The sequence below is a fragment of the Pseudoclavibacter sp. VKM Ac-2888 genome, assembly GCF_015351285.1.
Lineage (GTDB): Bacteria > Actinomycetota > Actinomycetes > Actinomycetales > Microbacteriaceae > Pseudoclavibacter.
Window position 1 is genome coordinate 12,573 of sequence record NZ_JADKSM010000005.1, and the last position, 20,773, is coordinate 33,345.

Sequence of the window (20,773 nt, forward strand, 5' to 3'; positions counted from 1 at the left end):
GGCCAGGGCGCGCACACGAGACGTCCAAGGTTCGGGGAGGTCGGTGCGAGAGCGTGGACGCCTGCTCGGTTGCGAGCCGGGACCCTGGTCCGGATCGAGCTGCACACTTCTCCCGACGAAAGGACACTCAGCAATGACGACTCTCGACACCAAGCGCGTGGCCTTCCTCCTCACGAACGACTTCGAGGACAGCGAGCTGACCAGCCCATGGGGCGCCGTGACCGAGGCGGGCGCAGACGCGTCCCTCGTCGCGCCCGAGTCCGGCACCGTGACAGGCAAGAACGGGCACGAGCAGTCCGTCGACCTTTCCTCGGCCGACGCGAAGGCAGCGGACTTCGACGCACTCGTGCTCCCGGGAGGGGTCGGCAATGCCGACCTCCTGCGTCTCGACGAGGCGTCCGTCTCGTTTGCCCGCGACTTCTTCGAGGCGCACAAGCCGGTTGCGGTGATCTGCCACGGCGCGTGGATCCTAACCGACGCGAAGGTGCTCGACGGGCGCACGCTCACGAGCTTCCCGAGCCTCAAGACCGACCTCGCCAATGCCGGGGCGACGTGGGTCGACGAGGAGGTCCACGTCGACCAGGGGCTCGTCTCGAGCCGGACTCCAGACGACCTGCCCGCGTTCAACGCGAAGCTCGTCGAGGAGATCGCCGAGGGCAAGCACCGCGGGCAGACGGCATGACCCACTGAGGGCTTCGGTGTGAGGGGTGGGCGGATGCAGGCGCATCCGCCCACCCCTCACCCGTGCTCGTGCCACTCGGCCCGTTTGGGCAGCAGGGCCGCGTCGGAGTCCGGGGCCAGAGTCTCCGATGATGAGGGCGCTCTCATCTCCTGAGCACTGTGCGTCTCATGAACGCTCACGAAGCTTGGGTCTACCGAGGCGAACTCGCGGCTCGGCAGTCAGCAGGAGGCAGCATCATGAAGAAGAACACCTGGATCATCGTCGGCTCGGCAAGCGCACTCGGGCTCGGCATCCTCGCGGTCGGCGGCGCGGGTGTCGCCAACGCCCTCGAGCTGCGCGACGTGCCGGGCGAGCAGCTCGCCCTCTCGACGCCGTCAACGCCCCCGACCGCTTCGGCCTCGCCGACGACGGACAGCAGTGCGTCGCCCACCGCGACACCGGTCTTCAGCTCCCCGAGCCCTGTCTCGGCCCAGACTCCGCTCAGCGCGCCGACCGTGCAGAGCCCAGTGAGCGCGCAGAGCCCGGTGTCGGCGCAGACGCCGCCCTCGGTGCCAAGCGCCTAACGGGTCACCTTGTCCACAAGCTGATCGGTTCCCGGGCTGCGGAGGCCTGGCCCCGGTAGGTTCAGCGGTAGGACCGACGACAGGGCCCGCAAGGGGGAGCGCATGTTCGCAGCAGCCAGGCAGGTGATCGAGGCCGTGGCCACAGGCACCGGCCGCGAGGTGGCGTCGGTGACGCTCGCCTGCGCTGAGCCGAGCGGCGACGGCGTGCTCGCCGGTTACGACGTGGAACTCGCCTCGCAGCAGGGCCCAGACGAGCGCATCCGTCTCTTCATCGACACGGCCACCAACCCGGCGGCTGCGTCGACGGTGGGCGAAGCGCAGAACTGGACCACGGTGCAGAACCCCGTGACTCGCGAGCAGGTGAGGGTGTGGCGATACCCGCACGACCCGGCCCTGCCTGCCCTTCCCGCGACGGCGTTCCCCGACTCCGCGCGCGAGACCGCGGCCCGCTTCGGGGCCGTCGGGGAAGGCCAGCTCGAGATGCTCGCCTACCGGCCAGGGCGCCGAGCAGTGCTGCGTCTTGCCGGCCCGGACGGCACGCTGTTCTTCAAGGTGGTCCGGCCGGGGCACGCAGAGCCGCTGCACCGCATCCACGAGGAGCTCGGGGGTGGCGGGGTCGCCGTTCCACGCAGCCGCGGATGGAGCGAGGCGGGTCTCGTCGCACTGGAGCGAATGCCTGGGCTGCCTGCCGACGCACACGTGCCCCACACTCCTGAGGCTCGGCTCGAGTTCCTGGGGGAACTGCAGTCGCTGGTCGCGTCGATCGGGGCGGCGCCCGTCTCACGACGAGCCCGTGCGAGCCTCACGACGGGGCTCGACTGGTACCTGCTGCGGCTCCACGACCTGCTCCCCGCGCGACGGGCCGACATCGATGGGATCGCGGTGAACATCCGCCAAGCGCTCGCCGAAGCGCGGCCGGGGCCAGCGCGCACGGTGCACGGCGACCTGCACCTTGGGCAGATCTTCGTCGAGCCGAGTGCCCGCCCCGGGGGCGGCACTTCGATCACGGGGGTCGTCGACATCGACACGGCTGGCGTGGGCGACCTCGCCGACGACCTCGGCGGGCTCTACGCGCACGCCATCGTGACGGCCCTCACCCACGATCTCGGCGGGAGAGCGGAGCTGCGCACGGCCACGTTCGAGCTCGCGGAACTCGTCAGGTTCGCCTGGGGCGAGTTCGCCAGCACCTGGACCCAGCCGGGCGGATCCGGGCTCATCACGGACGACCCCGACCTGAGTATCCGATCCAGCGCGGTCGCCCTCACGCATCTGCTCTCGCACGCGTTCGGGGCTGCCGTGCGAGGAGGGACCGGGCTCGATGCGCTGCCTGATCGCATCCTCGATTTCGCGAGTGCCCTCTCGAAGGAACCGAGACGATGAGCGCCGAGAAGCCCCGACCTCGCTGGCTCGTCGTGGCCCTCGCCGGGGCCGGTGCGCTCGCCATCGTGCTCGCGGGGGTCGCCTTCGCGCAGGCTACGTCGTTGCGCTCCTCGCCGGGCGAGGTCGTCAACCTCGGACCGATCGTCGGCGAGCAGTCGCCGGCGACGACGATCAGCGTGACTCCATCGCCGGCCTCCTCCTCGGGGCCGACGCCGACCGGTTCGCCGACACCGAGCCCGTCGTCGGGCCCGCTCCAGCCGTCGCTGCCGACGGGTGGCATCCAGGCGCCGGTGCCCGTGGAACCGGTGGCCCCCTCCCAAGTCGACGACGATGATGACGACGACGACGGCGAGGATTGACGACGAGGCTGAGGGCTGACGACGACGCTGACGATTGACGGCGAGGTCGAGGACCGACGGCGGCAGGACCTTGCGCTTGGGCACGCCGCCGACGCGGAGATGTGACGGTCGCCGGGGCCCGCTTCAGCGCAGCCGGTATCCCATGCCCCGCACCGTCTCGATGCGCTCGGAGCCGATCTTGCCGCGCAGGTAGCGCACGTACACGTCGACGACGTTCGAGCCCGGGTCGAAGTCGAACCCCCAGACCCTGCTGAGCAGCTGCTCGCGGCTGAGGACCTGCCCGGGGTTGGCGAAGAACTGCTCGGCGAGCCCGAACTCGCGTGCCGACAGGTCGATGTCGGTGCCTGCGACCCGCACGCGGCGCGTGCGGAGGTCGAGCAGCAGGTCTTCGTGGGTGAGCTCCGTGCTGGCGGCCTGCCCCGAATCCCGGAGCCGAAGCCGGATGCGTGCGAGGAGCTCGTCGAACTTGAACGGCTTCGCGAGGTAGTCGTTGGCGCCCCCGTCGAGGCCCCGCACGGTGGACTCGACCGAGGTGCGGGCCGTGAGCATGATGACCGGGACCGTGTGCCCCTCGGCGCGCAGCCGGTCAAGGACCTCGAAGCCGTCCATTCCGGGGAGGCCGACATCGAGGAGCACGAGGTCGAAGTCGCCGCCGCGGGCAAGCTCGAACCCATCGGTGCCCGACGCTGCGACGGCCACCGCGTACCCGGCCGATTTCAGGCCCTTCTCGACGAACGAGGCGATACGCGCCTCGTCTTCGACGACCAGGATTCTGCTCATGCGGTGTCCTCTTCCTCGGGGTGATGGGGCCGTGCGTCGCCGCCTGACGCGGCGGAGCCGCTGGCCCCGGGGCTGTCGGGGCTGTCGTGGCCAGGTGAGCCGTCCGCAGGCACGACGATCGTGAAGGTCGACCCGAGACCCGGCTGGCTCGAGAGCTCGACTCTTCCACCGTGGCCGCGGGCGATCGACGCCACGATGGCGAGCCCGAGGCCTGAGCCGGTCTGGCTGCGGCCCGTCTCGGCCCGTCCGAAGCGATCGAAGATGCGCTCCTGCGCGGAGACGGGGATGCCGACCCCCTCGTCCCGTACCCAGAGTCGGAGCTCGCCGCGCGCATCCACGAGACTGCCGAGCTCGATCATGGAGCCCGGCGGCGAGTACTTGGCGGCGTTGTCGGCGAGCTGCAGCCAGGCCTGCGTCAGGCGGCGGGCGTCGACGTCGACGACCACCGGCGCCGTCTGACCGAGCACCCACTCGTGGCTCGAGAGGGCGCTCGCCTTCGCCTGGACCTGCTCCGTCAGCTCGAGCACGTCGCAGGGGGCGATGCTCAGGAGTCCCTGCTGCTCGCTGACGGCGAGCGCTTCGATGTCGTCGATGAGCTCGCTCATGCGGTCGAGCTCGTCGAGGGCCAGCGCCACCGTCGCCGTGGTGTCGGCAGGGTCGTTCGGGTCGAGGAGCTCGAAGTGCCCACGCACGATCGTGATGGGGGTCTTCAGCTCGTGACGGACGTCGTCGAGCAGCTGCCGCTGGGAGGTGAGCGAGCCGTCGAGGCGGTCGAGCATGCCGTTGATCGTCGCGGTCAGGGCTGAGACGTCGTCGTTGCCGACGACCGGGATGCGCGCAGACCTGTTGCTGCCCGTGATCGACGCCGCCGTCTCTCGCAGCTCCCTGAGTGGCCTGAGGAGGCGGCCGGCGACGGACCAGCCCACGAGACCGACGGCGGCGAGCGCGGCGACGGCGACCATCGCATACGTCTGGAAGGTGCTGTTGGTGTCGGCGAGCTCGGCCCGGAGGTCGTACGCCGCGAGGTACAGCGCGTCGCTCGAGCCGTCGCCGACCGTGAAGGGGACGGCGATGTAGCGGAGGGCGAGAGCGCCGTCGACGAAGGTGCCCATGCGCACCGAACCGTCGGCGGTCTCCGCCACGGCTCGTTCGACGAGGCCGGGCACCTCGGCGAGGGAGAACGGCGTCGGCGTCGCCGGGATGAACGTCGGCACGCCGTCGACCAGCCCGAGGGCGCCCTCGTTGCGTTCCGGGACGAAGCGCTGCATGACCAGCTCGAGGGCTTCGGTGCTGCTCGAGAAGGAACGGGCCGGATCGGGGGCAGGGGCGGCCAGGGCCGCCGGGTCCGACGTCGTGGGCGCGGCGGCGTCCGTGCCGCTCACGAGGCCGCTGACGTTCTCCGCGAGGGCGACGAGGCGTTCATCGACTCCGCTCAGGTCGCGTTCGCGGGCCGCGAAGTAGCTCGTCGCGCCGGCGACGATCATGCCGAGCATCGTGACGAGCAGGATCGACGCGAGGATGCGAACCCGCACTGAAGCACGGGGCCGCACCTCCCGCCGCCCCTCGCCCGCCGTGGTCACCTGCATCCACTGATTATCTGGGGCGCACGAGTCCAGAGCCTGGCAGGTGAGAAGACTCTCACGCAGCCGTGCCCCCGTGCGGCCCCCACTCGTCCGCCCGGTCCCGCTCCACAAGCCCCAGCGGGAAGGTGGCATGGCGCGTAGGCTCGTCGAGTGGAAACCGAGCGCTACGAACTGACCAGGCGAGCAAGCCTCGAGGTCCTGCGCGCCGAAGCGCAGGACGAGCGCGAGACCATGATCTACGCTCGCGCTCGCCGCGGCGAGGACCCGTGGCGCTTCATGCAGGAGCTGCCGACGGTCGACGAGCTCGTCGTGCTGCTCATGCGCGCCGAAGCCCTCGAGCGGGGCGGAGACGAAGCCCCCTCCAGCGGTGAGCATGACGCGCAGCTCATGCGTCGCATCGCGACCGAGTACCCGCCGCTCGGGCCCACCGTGTGGACCATGCTCGCCGGGAGGAGCCGATTCGGCGACCGCTGGAACGCCCGAACCGTCTGAGGCTGCTGGGCCTGGGCGCTGGGCCTGGGCGTCGTGCGCCGAGGCTCTGCCCGTTGCGGCAGGCTCGGTCGGCGGCTCCGGAGCTTCCCCTGCCCGTAGGCTTGTGGGCATGTCGGTGTCAGAACTCTCGGTGAGCGCGCAGAACTACCTCAAGGTGGTCTGGAGCCTCCAGGAGTGGTCGGATGCGCCCGTCACGGCGACGATCGTCGCCGAGCGCCTGCAGCTGCGGCTCTCGACGGTGTCGGAGGGCATCCGCAAGCTCGCCGATCAGGGGCTCCTCGAGCATGCCCGCTACGGCAGCATCTCCCTCACGACCGAGGGTCGCGCCCACGCGCTGACCATGATCCGCAGGCATCGGCTCCTCGAGACGTTCCTCGTGGAGGTGCTCCAGTACGGCTGGGATGAGGTGCACGACGAGGCGGAGAACCTCGAGCACTCCGTCTCCGACCTCATGGTCGAGCGCATCGACGCGATGCTCGGGCATCCCGAACGCGACCCGCACGGCGACCCGATCCCGTCCGCCGCTGGCGAGGTGAGCATCCCGCAGGCCGTTCTGCTCAGCAGCCTCGAGGCAGGGAAGCGGGTTGTCGTCGAGCGCATCTCGGACTCGGACGCCGAACTCCTCAAGTACTTCGCGGCGAAGGGCCTCACGGTCGGGGCGCGCCTCGAGATCGGCGAGAGCGACCCGTACTCCGAGTCGATGCTGCTCACGGTGGCGGGCGTGGACTCGGTCGCTGATCACGGCGAAGGCGACACCGCCGCAGGTGCTGCTGGCGCTGCCGATTCGGCGGGGCGCGTCGCGGCTCCGTTCGCCCTCGGGCCCGTCGCCGCTCGAGCCGTCTGGGTGACGGAAGCCTAGAGCTTCGGAGATCTAGAGCTTCGGAGATCTGGAACGTCGGGAAGCTAGAGCGTCGGGACGCCAGGCGGTCTTCGTCTCGGCAGCCGCCCCTTCGATATCCGTCCCTGTGGCACCCCTCGCCTCGGCGCTCTTGACCCTCGAGCGACGCCTCGCGAGGATCCGCGACGTGACGAGGCCCTGCGTGGGGGAGAGCAGGTAGGCGAGCAGGAAGGCGAGGCCCTGCGCGAGCACGATCATCCCGCCGGAGGCGGCGTCGAGGTAGTAGCTGGCGTAGAGGCCCGCCGCCGAGCAGACGACGGAGACGATGGGGGCGATGACGAGCATCCGCGCGAAGCTGCGCGTGAGCATCGTCGCGGTCGCCCCGGGGATGATGAGCATCGCCACGACGAGGATCACGCCGACCGTCTGCAGGGCGACAACGGCGGTGAGTGCGAGCAGCCCGAGGAGGGCGCCGCGGAGGACGCGCGGGTTTAGGCCGATCGCGTGGGCGTGGGTGGCGTCGAACGCGACGAGGGTGAAGTCTCGCCGCTTCACGAGGAGCACGACGGCGACGATCGCGGCGAGGATGCCGATCTGCACGAGGTCGGTGGGGCTGACGCCGAGGAGGTTGCCGAAGAGGATGTGGCTGAGGTCGGTCTGGCTCGGCGTCACCGAGATGAGTACGAGGCCGAACGCGAAGAGGGTAGTGAAGACGATGCCGATCGCCGCGTCCTCTTTCACCCTGCTGGTGTCGCGGATCACGCCGATGAGGCCGACGGCGAGCAGCCCGAAGGCGAGCGCCCCGAGCGCGAAGGGAGCCCCGACGATGTAGGCGAGCACCACCCCGGGAAGGACGGCGTGTGAGACGGCGTCTCCCATGAGCGACCACCCGATGAGCACGAGCCAGCAGCTGAGGAGGGCGCAGACGACGGCCGTGATGACGGTCGTGATGAGGGCCCGCACCATGAACTCGTAGCCGAGGGGTTCGAGGAGGAGCTCGACGAGGTTCATGCTGCCGCCCCCGTTCCGGTCTCGATGCCGAAGGCGAGGGCGAGGTTCTCGGGACGGATGATCTCCTCGGGGCTCGCGTGCAGCAGCACCCGCCGGTTGAAGAGCACAGCCTCGTCGGCCAGCTCTGGGAGGGAGCCCAGGTCGTGGGTGGCGATGAGGATGCACACCCCCTGCCCTGCCAGCTCCCGAAGGAGACTCGTCATGGTGGCCTGGGAGCGGGTGTCGACGCCCGCGAAGGGCTCGTCGAGGAGCAGCACCTCGGCCTCCTGGGCGATGCCGCGGGCCACGAAGGCGCGCTTGCGCTGACCGCCCGAGAGCTGGCCGATCTGCCGACCCGCCAGCTCGGAGAGCTCGACGCGCTCGAGGGCGGCATCGACAGCCGAATGGTCGCGCGCCCGCGGCCTCCGGGTGATGCCGAGGTGCCCGTAGCGCCCCGTCATCACGACATCGCGCACCGAGAGGGGGAAGTCCCAGTCGACCTGCTCGCTCTGGGGAACGTAGCTGACGCTGCCCCGCTTGCGCGCATCCGCCGAGGAGCCCCCGAGGATACGGACGGTGCCCGCATCGGGGCGCACGACACCCATGATCGACTTGAACAGCGTGGACTTGCCAGAGCCGTTCATGCCGATGAGCCCGCAGACCCTGCCTGGGGCGATGGAGAGGCTCGCCCGGTCGAGGGCGAGCACCTCCCCGTAGTGCACGGTGAGGGCATCGACCTCGATGGCGGGCGCGACCCCGCCCGCCGATGGTCCTGCATCGGCCCGAGGAGTGGATGCTGGGCTGGATGCTGCGCTCACGATTCGCTTCCCGTCTTGCCGGTCAGTCCGGCCACGATGGTGTCGACGTCGTGCCGGATGAGGTCGAGATAGCTCGGCACGGGGCCGTCTTCCTCGCTCAGCGAGTCGACGTAGAGGGTGCCGCCGAACTCCGCATCCGTGGCGTCGACGACCTGCCGCATCGGCGCATCCGACACGGTCGACTCGCAGAACACCGCTGGAACGTCGTTGTCGCGGACATGATCGATGACCCCGGCGATCTGCTGCGGGGTGGCCTGCTGCTCGGCGTTGACGGGCCAGATGTAGACCTCCTCGAGCCCGGCGTCTCTCGTGAGGTACGAGAAGGCCCCCTCGCAGGTGACGAGGGCCCGCTGCGATGCGGGGAGAGGGTCGATCGCCGCGACGAGCTCGTCGTGCACGGCCTGCAGCTCTGCCTTGTAGGCGGCGCCGTTCTCTTCGAAGACGCTCGCGCTCGCGGGGGCGAGGTCGGAGAAGGCGGTGACCATGTTGTCGACGTACAGCTGCACGTTGAGGGGCGACATCCACGCGTGGGGGTTGGGGAGGCCGGCGTAGGCGTCGCCCGCGATGGGCACTTCCTCGACACCCTCGCTGACCACGGCGTGGGGGACCTCCATGCCGGAGACGAACTGCTCGAACCATGCCTCGAGGTTCATGCCGTTGTCGAGGATCAGGTCGGCTTCCGACGCCTTCGCGATGTCGAGGGGGGTCGGCTCGTAGCCGTGGATCTCGGCACCGACCTTCGTGATCGACTCGACGCGGAGCTCGTCGCCGGCGACCTGCCTCGCGATGTCGGCGAGCACAGTGAAGGTCGTGAGGACGACGGGCCGGTTGTCCTTGCCCTCAGCGGAGGGGGCGCAGGCGGTGAGGGACGCGAGCGTGACGAGGGCGAGACCCGCCGCGACGATGCGGCTGGCCTTCCTTCGGGCTGCGCGCAGCGCGGGGGTCAGCATGACCAGAGCATAGCGCTACGGTGGCCAGAAGATCAATGTTCGGTGCGCCGAACATTTGGCTGCTGCTCGCGGACGATCCGCGGCTCGAACCAGCGACGCTCGGCGATCGGGGAGTCGTGACCCGGCCGTGCACAGCTGCACGCGTGCGCGGAAACGTAGGCTGACGCCACGATGTCTCCAGGTGAATTCAGCGAACCGCTGCGGCACCGGCCCACGGTGCCGATGCCCGGTGGAACGGCGCGCAGTGGACGCGGCGCGAGCGCCGACACCGCGCGATTCCGGAGCGACTGCGCCAACTGCGTCGCCCTCTGCTGCTCGGCGCTCGCCTTCTCGCGCGGTGACGACTTCGCGCACGAGAAGGCCGCCGGAAAGCCGTGCCGGAACCTCGACGAGAACCTCGGCTGCGGCATCCACTCGGCGCTCCTCGAGCGCGGATACCGCGGCTGCACCGTCTTCGAGTGCCACGGCGCCGGGCAACGGGTCACGCAGGAGACGTTCGGCGGCGGCGACTGGCGGGAGGGCGAGGGCCTGCGGGAAGCCATGTTCGCCGTGTTCCCCCTCGTGCGCCAGCTGCACGAAGTGCTGTGGCTGCTGGCCGAGGCGAGGCGTCGCACTGCCGATCGCGCGCTGCTTCGACGCATCGACACGCTCTTCGATCAGGTCGACGCGCAGGCCGCCTCGCCCGACCTGGCCTCGCTGCGCGCCGCCGTCGAGACGAGCCGGCCGGCCGCCGGCGAGCTGCTCGGCGCGGTGAGCCACGAGGTGCGACGGACGCACGTCCCGCGGCGCCGTGCATCCGGTGCTTGGTCACGGATCGAACCCCGCGGCGTGTACCTCGGCACGGACTTCTCTGGCAGCGACCTGCGGGCGGTCGAGCTGCGGGGTGCCCTGCTCATCGCCGCGAAGCTCCGCGGTGCCGACCTCCGCTGGGCTGACCTCCTCGGCGCCGACCTGAGGGACGCCGAGCTGCACGGGGCCGACCTGCGCCACGTGCTGCACCTGACGCAGCCGCAGCTCGCGGCCGCATTCGGCGACGACGCCACGCAGCTGCCCGAATCGCTCACGAGACCGCGCCACTGGGGGTAGAGGCTGGGACTGTCACTGGGGCAGCCGCTGGTCGGGAGCGTCGCGATCGGGCTGGCGGGGTCGGCGTGGCCTGTTTGACAAAGCCCTGGTTTCGTCGATCACGGCGTTCAGGACAGGGTCCGCTCGGTTGACCAGGGCGAGCCTGACGGAGCATGTAGCGAGTTCTCGCCAGGGCTTGAGGTGACAGAGGCGCCGCTCGATGACGTTGCGACCACGGAAGTCGTCCCGGTCATACCCGACCGGTCGACCGCCGCGAGATCCGCGTCGTTTCCGGTCCCATGCTGGCCGGCTGGTTCTGGGATCACTGAGCGGATGCATCGCTCGTGCAGGTGCGCGCGAATCGCCAGTCTGGCCGGGGTGACCTCGATCACCAACGGTAGCCCGCTCCCGTCTCCGAGCGTGTGGATCTTGGTCGAGAGGCCACCTCGGGAGCGGCCGATCCCAGGTGCCATCAGAGGCCATGCGGTGATGCCAGGTCCGTGCCGCCTGCCCACGGGCCGAACACCTCAGGAAGATCACGCCACGCGATGCCCATCCGATATTGCTAGGCGATCGCCTCGTCCGACGTCCGAGCGCCCGAGAACTTTCGAAACGGCGACGCTCGTTTGGTCCTAGGTCAAGTCACAGTCGACGATCAAATTCACCTCGTCGGGTACACCGTCGTCGGTCAACTACGCCGGCGATCTTCATCGAGTCCAGCCAGCGAGTTGCAGATGACGTGGCCCGCGGATTCAAGAACGTCACCGGCGACTTGACGGACCACGTGGAGCTGCACCGTGACTGCCACAGCCACGACCCTAAGCACTCTGTCCTTCGCGCAGTCAATGGGATTGAAGAATGAACTGCCCTCATCAACCGCACGCAGTGGGTCTAGGATTGGGGCGTCGATCCGGCTAACGAGGACTGGGCGTGCGCGATGAGGTTCGCAAGTTCGGGATACCTCCTCGAGGCTCAGAGATCCGAGACTCGTCGCCCCCAGCGCCTTCTTGCTTAGCGCATCCCCGCGCCCCCGGCGCTTGCCGACTTGGCGCGTTCCGCAGCAGATCGGCCTACGTCCGACGAGGGTGACAACTAGCACTGCAAGGACACAACTACTTATCGCTGCGACTCATAGTCGTGAGATACGTAGTTCCCATGTGCCCAAACCAACGTGATCGACGCAGAGACCTCAGCAAGAACTGGTGCCCCGAAGGAGAGCCCTTCTCGTCGGCTGCGGGACGCTTGAGCCAATCCCGTCGCGACGCGCTGCATGAGCCAATCCCGTCGCGACGCGCTGCATGAGCAATTTGTAGATGCGGGGCGAACCGAGTACCGCGCCTCGGTCCTCTTGCTCGTATTCACTGCCCTCGATCTAACTAACGCGGACCCCCAGGTAGCCGGATCGCCCAGCCGAAACGGAGCAGTCGACATTCTTATCACGTCACCGTCAGCCCCGCCGGAGAAACGGAAGGAAGACATTTTGAGACGTATCACCGGTGTTGGCGCTTCACTGATGATCCTGACCTCGCTCGCTGTCGCATCGCCACCAGCTGCCTCCGCAGCCGAAAGCGATCTAATTAAGCTAGAAGACACCAACATCGAGCTCCTGGAACAGCTTTCCCCTGAAGATCACTGCCTCTGGAACAAAACGGTCTACCCCGCTGGAGGCACAGGGTACGCAGACAACTCGCTTCCTTACGACGGCATGGACGCGACAAAGGCTGCCGTGCTCGTAGTTCGCGCTGAGGCACTTCGAGACAACATGGGCTCAGTAGTGGGCGTCGAGGCGATCGGTCAGGGCGAAGTTTCTTCGCTGCAGATTCTGGTTGATGAGGCAAGTGCAGACGCACGCACGTCAGCGGACTTGCTTTCAAAGAGCCCCTAAGGTGCCGAGGCTCTTCGTGTCCTCGAAGAAGCTGGCGTCGCAGTAGAAACCCGCCTCGGAAATTTCCCATCGATCAGTGAAATCTGCCAAGTGGAAGAGCGCCTTGACCAGCTGACGGCTGAGGACGGTTCAGCGATCTCCTGGTACTCCGAACCAAACACGGCTTCGGGCGAAATCGATGTTGTGGTGAACGCCCCTCTAGCCGAGTCAGGCACGCAAGCTAGAAGCAACCTCTTTGAGCACGTCAACCTCACCGTGGACCCCAACCTCGAATCCTCCGCGCGCCAACGACACCGCGCCGTTCAAGGCGGGCACCGACATCCGCTACACGGACCGAAGCGCAGGTGAAGGGATGCGCTGCTCGTCTGCGTTCCGCCTCAACGGAAACTCGATGCTCACTGCTGAGCACTGCAACGGCAACAGCTTCAAGACCGTCGTGGGCACAGACGTCGGTAGCCGCTACCTGCCACTCGACTCCATCAGCCTCGATGTGATGCTCATCGCGAACAAGACATACTCGAACCTCATGTACACCGGTGGCCAATACACGAACTCGACGATCTCCGCGACCGGAAACTATCCTTACTACACTCTGCCGTTTGGGGTGCAGATCCTATTGTCAGGTACCCGCAGCGGGCAAGTTTCGCTGGGATATACGGGAAACTGGACCCAGTTCGGCTACGCAGATGGGTGTCACAACCTCGGCGGCGAGGGAAAGCGTTGCCAAGTCTTCGGGGCCAACGCCGACCCGGATGAGTGCATTGGCAGTGACAGCGGAGGACCGCTGGCCGTCTACGACCCTGCGAACGGACGGGTTATTCCTGTTGGTATTCAGTCAGCCACAAATGGCGACCGAACCGACTACCATAAGTGCATTGCTACACGCACCATGGCAGTGACCTACGCCTACGGAGGAGCCACACTTGGATAACGGTCGGTGGAGGCTCACGGCAACGCTACTCACGCTCGCCCTGGGAACGTCAACAGTCCTGGCAGGGTGTTCCGCCACGCCCGCGAGTCCAACTGAGAGCATCGACTACCAACAGTCCGTAGCCGAAGCAGGAAGCGAATCCATCACAGCCGAAGTCTCTGTCGCAGCACTCGACGACGGCAAAGTTCTGCGAATTGAGCGATGGGAATCGCCAGAGTGCTGGACTGTTCCCGTGTCTGTCACCTGGGATACCGAGACAAGCGTTCGAGTCGGATTTGAAACCGAACCTACGGTCGAAGAGGGCTCCTGCCCCAACACAGCCGCTTGGGTACTCAGCGATATCACAATCGACCAGCAGATCCCGGCGAGCGTCGATGAGATCACAGTGAAGCTAGATGGGCTCGCGATCTCGCCAGAAAGTTCAGAAGTGACCGTTTCGGTCTAGCCCAAAGAGGCCAGTAAGGGCAGCACCCCCAAGTGGGCGTGCTGCCCTTGCGTCGATGACCTAAGCCTGGTCGATCCGCACGTGGACGATAGCCGCTCCGTATCCCTCGGCCTGGCCGTCGACGTGCGTCGCGGAGAACGCCTCGCGCGAGTTCTCGCGCGTGAGGAACTTGCCGTCCCTGACGATCTGAGCTGCGGCAGCCTCGGTGGTGCGGTGACAGAGGTCGATCGTCTCGGCCATGGGGTCAGCTCGCGCCCTTGTAAAAGCTGACCCTATCGGGGTACTTCTTGCCGAGCTGCATGGCAGCCTTGCCTCGCCCGGGCGTGCCGGTGCCCGGTTCAGCCAAAGCAGCGACCTCGACGGGTTGTGCTGCGGCCGCTGGCTGCGTTTCTGCTGGACCCGGCGGCGACGGGGTTCGCCCCACCCCGGTCAGGCTGGACACGCGGAGTTGTGGGCGGCTCAGGAGGGTTCTCCTCTGATGCCGGCGAGGTCGTTCGTCTCGTTCTGGTGCGCGCGAGCGATCGTCAAGTCAACCGAGACCGACCGGTCGACGAGCCTCGATGCGGCGCCGGCAATAGTCCGCTTGGTGAGTACGCGGTCCCAGGTGACGTCAGGGGCCATGCGGTGATGCCAGGTCCGTGCCGCCTGCCCACGGGCCGAACACCTCAGGAAGATCACGCCACGCGATGCCCGTCCGATATCGCTAGGCGATCGCCTCATCCGACGTCCGAGCGCCCGAGAACTCTCGCGTGAGACGCCCCGTCGGGGCGGTCAGCATGGCCTTGATCAACGACCACTGAACGTCCGAAAGCAACCGAAAACGAGATGTCTCACCAGCCTCCAGAACAAGACACGCAAGCTCTGTCAGACACGCCCTAGGCGAGTGCCGTGCCCGAGAAGAGCGTCGTCGTGGCGCCACCGACCCAGACGGCCCCGGAGTCGTCGACTGTCACGGTGATGTCACCGGCACGGCCGAGGCGCGTGCCCTGGGAGACTCGCCAGCTCGAACCCGGAGCGGTGCCTGTGCGGTGCATCCACTGGGCCGTCGACGCGTTCATGCTGCCGCAGACCGGATCCTCCTCCACGCCGATGGCGGGCGCGAAGCTGCGCAGCTCGAAGGCGTGCGGCGCCCCTGGAGGGTAGGCGCCGACGGCTCCGACCATGGCATCAGGCAGGAGGGAGAGGTCGGGGTCGAGGTCGAGCACCTCCTGCGCGGATGCGAGCTGCACGATGGCCCACCCCGGTCCGTTGTCGATCCACTGGTGGGCGGTGACCTGGTCTGCGCTGATGCCGTACGCCGTGACGATGCGAGCCAGGAGCTCGGGCTCCAACGGGCCGCTCCGCAGCGTGGGCGGAGCGGCGAACGCCAGGCGTCCCTCGTCGATGCGCACCTCGACGAGGCCGGCGCCGCACTCCTGGACCACACGCCCAGCGTTCTTCGGAGTGCCGCCCCGCTCGAGCCACGCGTGCGCCGAGCCGAGGGTCGGATGGCCGGCGAAGGGGAGCTCCCCGCCCGGGGTGAAGATGCGCAGTCGGTAGTCCGCTCCTGGGTTGGTCGTCGGCAGAACGAAAGTGGTCTCGGAGAGGTTCGTCCACCGTGCGACGTGCAGCATCTCGTCGTCGGTGAGACCTGCGCCATCGAGGATGACGGCGACCGGGTTGCCGAGGTACGGGGACTCCGAGAACACGTCGACTTGGGCGAAGGGGCGCGAGGTGGGCACGAGGTGGGCCTTTCGGAGGTGAGGTGGCACGGAAGAGGTGCCACGACGGGTGAGGGAGGGGCGAGGAGGGTGCGTGTGCCGCAACCGTACGACGGGTCCACTCGGAGCGCCCGTGCCAATCCGGCCCCGCTGGACTTGCGATCCACGAGCCACGAGGGAACCCACGTGCCGTTCAGGCGCGGTCGACAGAATCACGGCATGAGCGATGACCAGAGCGTTCCAGGAACCGATGATGACCCGAGGGAGCGTCGAGGTGCTGAGCACCTTCCGCCCGAGGGCGTCGATGAGGCGACGATCGCGGCCGTCGGGAAGCTCACCGAGGCCCTCGAGATGGTCGACCAGGCGCGTGGGCTTCTCTACGGGTTCCACAGGCTGACCGGCGCCGCCGACCTCGCCCTCGGTGAGGCGTCCGACGCGTTGCGCGACGCCGGACACGCGGAGGTCGCGGATCGCCTCGAAGCCGAGCTGGTGGGCCGGAATGTGATCGAGGGGCGATGGACGTTCCAGATCGTCGAGGATTACGACGACACCTACTGGGAGCCGTTCCGAGCAGCCGAGCGGGCCACCCGCGAGCAGCTCGTGGCTGGCAGGCGGCACCTGGCGGAAGCGGCGATGAAGGAGGACCGCCGGACGCACGGGGCGCGCCACCACGAGGCGAGGCCAAGCGGCGGAGCCTAGTGAAGGGGTTCGCAGAGGGTCCGCGACGGCCCCGGCCCCGGCTACGATGCTTGGCGTGGCAGCAGATGGAGCGCGGGGGCAGTACGCGAAGGGTGTCGAGCGGAAGCGCGAGATCCTGGCGCAGGCCTACGAGACCCTCCGCGTGACCGGAGCGAGCGGCGCTTCCCTGCGCGCGATCGGCGAGTCCATCGGCGTCTCTCACGGCATGCTGACCCACTACTTCGGTTCTCGTGAGGGGCTGCTGGTCGCGGTGATCCGTGAGCATGACCACGTCAACGAGGGGCGCATGCCCGCCTCGGTGTCGCTCGTGCAGCGGATGCGGCTCAGTGCCGAGTTCAACGTGCAGTTCCCCGGAATGGTCTCGCTCTTCACGGAGATGCTCGCCAAGTCGGTCGAACCGGGGGATGGGCCTGCGAAGGTCTTCTTCACGGAGCGGTTCGCGCGGGCGAGGACCCGCTTGGCGGGCGAGATCGACGGGCAGCTCGCTGCCCTTCCCGAGGGGCGCCGCGCCGAGGCGTCCATGCTCGTCGACCTGATCATGGCGGCCTCCGACGGGCTCCAGGTGCGGTGGCTCCTCGAGCCCGACGTCGACGTCGCGGCCACGCTCGGGCTGCTCGAGCGTCTCGGTCAGGACCGCTGAGACTGGCCAGGCAGACTCAAAGTTGCCAACTGGCAATTTTCTAGTAGCGTCTCCAGGAGAGCGAACCGCGACGGGGCGGACGCCCACCGACACAGGAGTCACCGTGCCCACCACTCGACCAGAAGCGTCCCCCACTCGAACGGGAGCGCAGCGGCCAGCGACCTCGCTGCAGCTGTACAGCGTCAACTCGCACCTCGAAGCCGACCTCGACGGCACGCTCGCGCGCCTCGGCGAGATCGGCCTGCGCAACGTCGAAGCCTTCGCCTTCGTCGACCGCGCCGACGAGCTCGCGGCGGCCTTCGCCAGGCACGGCATCGCGGCCCCGACGGGGCACGCGATGCTCGTCGCCAAGGAGGTCACTCGCGAGGGCGTGACGACGCCGGTGCCGAGCCACGCCGCCACCTTCGAGGCGGCGAAGAAGCTCGGCATCGAGCTCGTCATCGACCCTGCAGTCTTCGACTGGTCGACCCGCGAAGCCGTCGAGGCGACGGCGTCCGCCCTCAACGAGGCAGCCAGGTCAGCCGCCGAGCACGGCCTCCGCGTCGGGTACCACAATCACGCGTGGGAGCTCAGCACCCTCATCGAGGGCGTCCCCGCACTCGAGTACTTCGCGGGGCTCCTCGACGACGAGGTGGTGCTCGAGGTCGACGTGTACTGGGCGCACATCGGGGGAGTGGACGCGCCAGCCCTGCTCGAACGCCTCGGCGACCGCGTGAGGGCCCTCCACATCAAGGACGGCCCGCAGGTCGAGAACCCGTTCGTCGCGGATGCTCCCTTCGACCCGTCGGGGCTCGGCCAGGTCCCGGCCGGTCAAGGTGCCATCCCGCTCGAGGCTGCCCTCGCGGCCACCCCGTCGGCGGAGTTCGCCGTCATCGAGTTCGACCACTTCGACGGCGACATCTTCGCCGCGATCGCCGCCAGCTTCGACTACCTGGAGAACCGCGCATGAGCAGCGAGCAGCTCGGCAGCGAGCACGTGCGCCGCGAGTCGGTCAGGCGAGGCCCCGTCGGCGTCGGCATCATCGGCACCGGCATGATCAGCAACGCCTACCTCGACAACCTGACGCGCTTCCCCGACGTGCGAGTCGTGGCGCTTGGCGACCTCAACGAGGCCCTCGCAGCGGAGAAGGCCGCGAGCTACGGCGTGCCGTTCTCCGGCTCGCCCGCCTCGGTGCTGGCGAACGACGACGTCGAGATCGTCATCAACCTGACCATCCCGGCCGCCCACGTCCCGGTCGCGCTCGACGCCATCGCGGCGGGCAAGCACGTGTGGATTGAGAAGCCCATCGGCATCGACCGCCAGGAGGCCAAGGCCCTGCTCGAGGCGGCCGACGCGGCCGGCCTGCGCGTGGGAGTCGCACCCGACACGGTGCTGAACCCGGGCATCCAGACCGCCCTCCGACACCTCGCGAGCGGCATCATCGGCACCCCGCTCACGGCCCGCACCATGATGCGCTACTCGGGGCCCGACCTGTTCCACCCCAACCCGGCGTTCCTGTTCGCCCGCGGCGGCGGCCCACTGCTCGACATGGGGCCGTACTACGTGACGACGCTCGTGAGCGCGTTCGGCCCCGTCAGGAAGGTGTACGCGACGGGCTCGACGGCCAAGGAGGCCCGCACCGTGAAGCTCGGCCCGAACGCGGGCCAGTCGTTCCCCGTCGAGGTGCTCACGCACGTGGATGCGCTCGTCACCTTCGAGAGCGGCGCCAGCGCGCAGCTCACCTTCAGCAACGACTCCCCGCTCGCCGAGATGGGCACCGTCGAGATCATCGGCCCGGGCGGCATGCTCATCACCCCCGACCCGAACCACGCCGACGGGGGCACGCGAGTGGCGCGCCATCCGCAGGAGTACTCGGAGACGCTCGAGCCGAGCTGGGAGGAGTACCCGGATGAGGGCACGGTCACTGGGCGCGGGTACGGCACGCTCGACATGGCCCGCGGCATCCGCGAGGGGCTTCCGCACGTCGCGACCGGCGAGCTCGCCCTGCACGTGCTCGACACCATGCTCGCCATCGAGGAGTCGGCGGCGGCCGGCGAGGTCGTCGTCATCGAGAGCACGCTCGAGCGGGTTCCGCTCGTCGATCACCAGCGAGACCCGTTCGCGGCGACGCTCAGCAGCTAGCGAGCGCCTGACGCTGTCGCGGCGCTCGCGGGTCTCACGGGGCGAGCGGGTGCGCGAGCACCCGCTCGAGTGCCGCGGCCGAGCCCGTGAGCCGGGCGTCCACCGTCGTGAGCTCGCGTCGCTTCCAGAGGAGCAGCAGCGCGTCCTCCGCGGTGAGCTCGAGCGTCGCATCTGCTGGGGTGGTGGTCTCGGTGGGCCGGGACTCACCGGCCACCACCTCGCCGATCGGGCCGAGCCGGACCCGCAAAGGTGCGCTCGCGCCGAGGCCCCGCAGCACGAGCTCGACGCGCTCGTCGAGCGACGGCATCCGCCCGAGCGACACCTGCCTCGGGTACATGTCGTGCGCGACCTCGGCGACGCCGGCCGCCGCGATCGTGGCCGGAATGGGTGCCGCGATGTCGAGGCTGTCGGTCGCGTCCCAGAGGTGCAGGGTCGTCTCGAGGGCCTGCCGCCTCGCCCAGGTGGATGCGCGGGCCGGCGGGTAGAGGGCCCAGCAGGGCGCGTCCTCCGGCAGCTCGCGCAGCGTTGCCACGAGCTCCGCGGCGCCCTCGCGGAACCAGGCGACCAGCGCGCCCCGGTCATCCATTGGCGCCTTTGGGGTCAGCCGTTCGACCTGCTGGCCACCGCCGAGCAGCTGCGCGCGCGCCCACCGGTGCACGCCACCGAGGTGCTCGGTCAGCTCGGCGAGCGACCAGCCAGGGCAGGAGGGGACGGGGGTCGCGAGGTCTGCCGAGGCGAGGAGCGCCGCGAACGCGCTTGCCGCATCCGCGGTCACGTCGATGAACTGTGCGTGGCGCATGCTCAGATCCTAGAGAGTCGACCTCCCGCGCCGGTGGCTCGACCGGTCACCGGCGGCGGATGCGCCCGTAGAGCTTCACGAAGGACGGCACGACGAGGTACACCGCCAGCGGGACGACGACGAGCGTCACGACGCAGGCCCGGGCGATGGGGTGCCAGGACCCGACGAGGGGCTCCGCGAGCATCGACGTGATGGCGACGAGCGGGAAGATCGCCAGCCACGTGAGCACGGCGCGCACGTGGATGGAGGGCGGCGGCGAGGCGGGCGACCCGTTCGGCCCCTGCCCGTCGGGGTCGCCGACGCCTGGGGCAGGTGCGGTCGGCCCCGTCATGCTGCTCTTTCGCGACTCATGGAAGCCGATGGTAGTTGCCTACGCCGGCGCGTTCCGCCCCAGATGGGCACGTGCCCGTTAGGAGCTGGCTCACGTCCGTTAGGCAGGACCCCGTCGCGCAAGGCGCCAGGACTTGCGAGGGTTGACGACGAGGGCCGACCGGCCCGCAACAAGGAGGTTGCCGATGTCAGGATTCGCCCCGATCGAGAGCCAGCTCCCCGCGGCTCCGCTGCCGTATCTGATGGACGCCGCCGAAGGCGACAAGCTCGTGCTCTTCGACCAGCTCTTCACGCTGCTCACGACCTCGCCGCAGACCACGGGCCAGTTCGACGCGTTCGTCACGGAGGGGCGCCCAGGCAGGCCCGTCCCGCCGCACTTCCACGCTGAGACGCACGAGACGTTCTTCGTGCTCGAGGGGGCCATCCGGCTGTGGATCGACGACCGGCAGGGCAACCGCGAGACGCGCGTCCTCGAGGCCGGGGGCTTCGGATTCGTGCCGAAGGACACCATCCACTCGTACCGCATCGAGCGGACGGGGAAGATCTTCGGCGTCACGAGCGCGGGATTCACGGACTTCTTCCGGGCTGTGGCGCGGCCCACGTCGAAGCCCGGCATTCCGGAGGAAGCGGAATTCCACATCCCGGAGCCCGCTGTGTTCGGCACGCAGGGTGCGAAGCACGACGTGCACTTCGTGCAGGGATACGAGCTGTTCGATTGATCAC

Annotated in this window: 24 protein-coding genes and 1 pseudogene; 15 read left to right on the forward strand and 10 right to left on the reverse strand. The window is 68.7% G+C overall.

Annotated features, from left to right (window positions below; genetic code table 11):
- Positions 1-133: 133 nt before the first annotated feature.
- The 4 genes from ITJ61_RS19170 to ITJ61_RS19185 all read left to right on the forward strand — a co-directional run bounded on the left by ITJ61_RS19170 (position 134) and on the right by ITJ61_RS19185 (position 2,984).
- On the forward strand, positions 134-682 hold the full coding sequence (locus ITJ61_RS19170) for a type 1 glutamine amidotransferase domain-containing protein (RefSeq protein WP_194687153.1): 549 nt from the start codon (positions 134-136) through the stop codon (positions 680-682).
- A gap of 236 nt (positions 683-918) precedes the next feature.
- The gene (locus ITJ61_RS19175) at positions 919-1,245 is read left to right on the forward strand and encodes a hypothetical protein (protein ID WP_146080598.1); all 327 of its coding nucleotides are present in this window, start codon (positions 919-921) and stop codon (positions 1,243-1,245) included.
- 102 nt (positions 1,246-1,347) lie between these two features.
- Complete coding sequence (locus ITJ61_RS19180; RefSeq protein WP_194687154.1) at positions 1,348-2,625, forward strand: aminoglycoside phosphotransferase family protein; 1,278 nt, start codon at positions 1,348-1,350, stop codon at positions 2,623-2,625.
- Positions 2,622-2,984 (forward strand): hypothetical protein, encoded by a 363-nt coding sequence (locus ITJ61_RS19185; RefSeq protein ID WP_194687155.1) that lies wholly within the window; start codon positions 2,622-2,624, stop codon positions 2,982-2,984. The genes ITJ61_RS19180 and ITJ61_RS19185 overlap by 4 nt, the downstream gene beginning before the upstream one ends.
- A gap of 123 nt (positions 2,985-3,107) precedes the next feature.
- On the opposite strand, the gene ITJ61_RS19190 is transcribed toward ITJ61_RS19185, so the two are convergent.
- Both ITJ61_RS19190 and ITJ61_RS19195 read right to left on the reverse strand, forming a co-directional pair.
- Entirely contained in the window at positions 3,108-3,764 is a 657-nt protein-coding gene (locus tag ITJ61_RS19190; RefSeq protein WP_104243351.1) for a response regulator transcription factor, read from the reverse strand.
- Positions 3,761-5,350, reverse strand: a complete 1,590-nt coding sequence (locus ITJ61_RS19195; RefSeq protein WP_194687156.1) for a sensor histidine kinase — start codon at positions 5,348-5,350, stop codon at positions 3,761-3,763. Before ITJ61_RS19195 ends, ITJ61_RS19190 begins: the two co-directional genes overlap by 4 nt.
- A gap of 147 nt (positions 5,351-5,497) precedes the next feature.
- On the opposite strand from ITJ61_RS19195, the gene ITJ61_RS19200 reads away from it, so the two are divergent.
- Together ITJ61_RS19200 and ITJ61_RS19205 are read left to right on the forward strand one after the other, a co-directional pair.
- On the forward strand, positions 5,498-5,839 hold the full coding sequence (locus ITJ61_RS19200; RefSeq protein ID WP_181058043.1) for a tryptophan synthase subunit alpha: 342 nt from the start codon (positions 5,498-5,500) through the stop codon (positions 5,837-5,839).
- Between the two features lie 109 nt (positions 5,840-5,948).
- Positions 5,949-6,698: a metal-dependent transcriptional regulator gene (locus ITJ61_RS19205; RefSeq protein WP_194687157.1), complete on the forward strand. Its 750-nt coding sequence runs from the start codon at positions 5,949-5,951 to the stop codon at positions 6,696-6,698.
- A 12-nt stretch (positions 6,699-6,710) separates the two neighbouring features.
- On the opposite strand, the gene ITJ61_RS19210 is transcribed toward ITJ61_RS19205, so the two are convergent.
- From ITJ61_RS19210 to ITJ61_RS19220, 3 genes are all read right to left on the reverse strand, one after another.
- Positions 6,711-7,688: a metal ABC transporter permease gene (locus ITJ61_RS19210; protein ID WP_104243345.1), complete on the reverse strand. Its 978-nt coding sequence runs from the start codon at positions 7,686-7,688 to the stop codon at positions 6,711-6,713.
- Entirely contained in the window at positions 7,685-8,410 is a 726-nt protein-coding gene (locus ITJ61_RS19215; protein ID WP_323744415.1) for a metal ABC transporter ATP-binding protein, read from the reverse strand. Before ITJ61_RS19215 ends, ITJ61_RS19210 begins: the two co-directional genes overlap by 4 nt.
- A 71-nt stretch (positions 8,411-8,481) precedes the next feature.
- Positions 8,482-9,435, reverse strand: coding sequence for a metal ABC transporter substrate-binding protein (locus ITJ61_RS19220; protein WP_194687159.1), 954 nt, complete (start codon positions 9,433-9,435; stop codon positions 8,482-8,484).
- Positions 9,436-9,606: 171 nt separating this feature from the next.
- Here ITJ61_RS19220 and ITJ61_RS19225 point away from each other — a divergent pair, with 171 nt between their 5' ends.
- Positions 9,607-10,521, forward strand: a complete 915-nt coding sequence (locus ITJ61_RS19225) for a pentapeptide repeat-containing protein (RefSeq protein WP_228497238.1) — start codon at positions 9,607-9,609, stop codon at positions 10,519-10,521.
- Between the two features lie 341 nt (positions 10,522-10,862).
- Here ITJ61_RS19225 and ITJ61_RS20025 read toward each other — a convergent pair.
- Positions 10,863-10,964 (reverse strand): annotated as a pseudogene (locus tag ITJ61_RS20025) (IS5/IS1182 family transposase); the annotation flags it as partial.
- A gap of 1,016 nt (positions 10,965-11,980) precedes the next feature.
- Between ITJ61_RS20025 and ITJ61_RS19235 the strand changes: the two are divergent.
- From ITJ61_RS19235 to ITJ61_RS19245, 3 genes are all read left to right on the forward strand, one after another.
- Positions 11,981-12,385: a hypothetical protein gene (locus ITJ61_RS19235; RefSeq protein WP_194687161.1), complete on the forward strand. Its 405-nt coding sequence runs from the start codon at positions 11,981-11,983 to the stop codon at positions 12,383-12,385.
- Between the two features lie 235 nt (positions 12,386-12,620).
- Positions 12,621-13,316, forward strand: a complete 696-nt coding sequence (locus ITJ61_RS19240) for a hypothetical protein (RefSeq protein WP_194687162.1) — start codon at positions 12,621-12,623, stop codon at positions 13,314-13,316.
- Positions 13,309-13,761: a hypothetical protein gene (locus ITJ61_RS19245; RefSeq protein WP_194687163.1), complete on the forward strand. Its 453-nt coding sequence runs from the start codon at positions 13,309-13,311 to the stop codon at positions 13,759-13,761. Before ITJ61_RS19240 ends, ITJ61_RS19245 begins: the two co-directional genes overlap by 8 nt.
- A gap of 60 nt (positions 13,762-13,821) precedes the next feature.
- Here the strand turns inward: ITJ61_RS19245 and ITJ61_RS19250 are convergent, their stop codons facing one another.
- Both ITJ61_RS19250 and ITJ61_RS19255 read right to left on the reverse strand, forming a co-directional pair.
- Positions 13,822-14,001 (reverse strand): hypothetical protein, encoded by a 180-nt coding sequence (locus ITJ61_RS19250; protein WP_194687164.1) that lies wholly within the window; start codon positions 13,999-14,001, stop codon positions 13,822-13,824.
- 635 nt (positions 14,002-14,636) lie between these two features.
- Positions 14,637-15,482, reverse strand: a complete 846-nt coding sequence (locus ITJ61_RS19255) for a PhzF family phenazine biosynthesis protein (RefSeq protein WP_104307843.1) — start codon at positions 15,480-15,482, stop codon at positions 14,637-14,639.
- A 198-nt stretch (positions 15,483-15,680) separates the two neighbouring features.
- On the opposite strand from ITJ61_RS19255, the gene ITJ61_RS19260 reads away from it, so the two are divergent.
- From ITJ61_RS19260 to ITJ61_RS19275, 4 genes are all read left to right on the forward strand, one after another.
- The gene (locus tag ITJ61_RS19260; RefSeq protein WP_194687165.1) at positions 15,681-16,160 is read left to right on the forward strand and encodes a hypothetical protein; all 480 of its coding nucleotides are present in this window, start codon (positions 15,681-15,683) and stop codon (positions 16,158-16,160) included.
- A gap of 55 nt (positions 16,161-16,215) precedes the next feature.
- Positions 16,216-16,800: a TetR/AcrR family transcriptional regulator gene (locus tag ITJ61_RS19265; RefSeq protein WP_181058041.1), complete on the forward strand. Its 585-nt coding sequence runs from the start codon at positions 16,216-16,218 to the stop codon at positions 16,798-16,800.
- A gap of 103 nt (positions 16,801-16,903) precedes the next feature.
- A complete protein-coding gene (locus ITJ61_RS19270) occupies positions 16,904-17,749 on the forward strand; it encodes a sugar phosphate isomerase/epimerase family protein (protein WP_194687166.1) in 846 nt (281 codons plus the stop codon).
- The gene (locus ITJ61_RS19275; RefSeq protein ID WP_194687167.1) at positions 17,746-18,921 is read left to right on the forward strand and encodes a Gfo/Idh/MocA family protein; all 1,176 of its coding nucleotides are present in this window, start codon (positions 17,746-17,748) and stop codon (positions 18,919-18,921) included. The genes ITJ61_RS19270 and ITJ61_RS19275 overlap by 4 nt, the downstream gene beginning before the upstream one ends.
- A gap of 34 nt (positions 18,922-18,955) precedes the next feature.
- On the opposite strand, the gene ITJ61_RS19280 is transcribed toward ITJ61_RS19275, so the two are convergent.
- Together ITJ61_RS19280 and ITJ61_RS19285 are read right to left on the reverse strand one after the other, a co-directional pair.
- A complete protein-coding gene (locus ITJ61_RS19280; protein WP_104243327.1) occupies positions 18,956-19,720 on the reverse strand; it encodes a maleylpyruvate isomerase family mycothiol-dependent enzyme in 765 nt (254 codons plus the stop codon).
- 46 nt (positions 19,721-19,766) lie between these two features.
- Entirely contained in the window at positions 19,767-20,051 is a 285-nt protein-coding gene (locus ITJ61_RS19285; protein WP_219819656.1) for a hypothetical protein, read from the reverse strand.
- Between the two features lie 184 nt (positions 20,052-20,235).
- Here ITJ61_RS19285 and ITJ61_RS19290 point away from each other — a divergent pair, with 184 nt between their 5' ends.
- On the forward strand, positions 20,236-20,769 hold the full coding sequence (locus ITJ61_RS19290) for a quercetin 2,3-dioxygenase (RefSeq protein ID WP_104243325.1): 534 nt from the start codon (positions 20,236-20,238) through the stop codon (positions 20,767-20,769).
- Positions 20,770-20,773 lie beyond the last annotated feature (4 nt).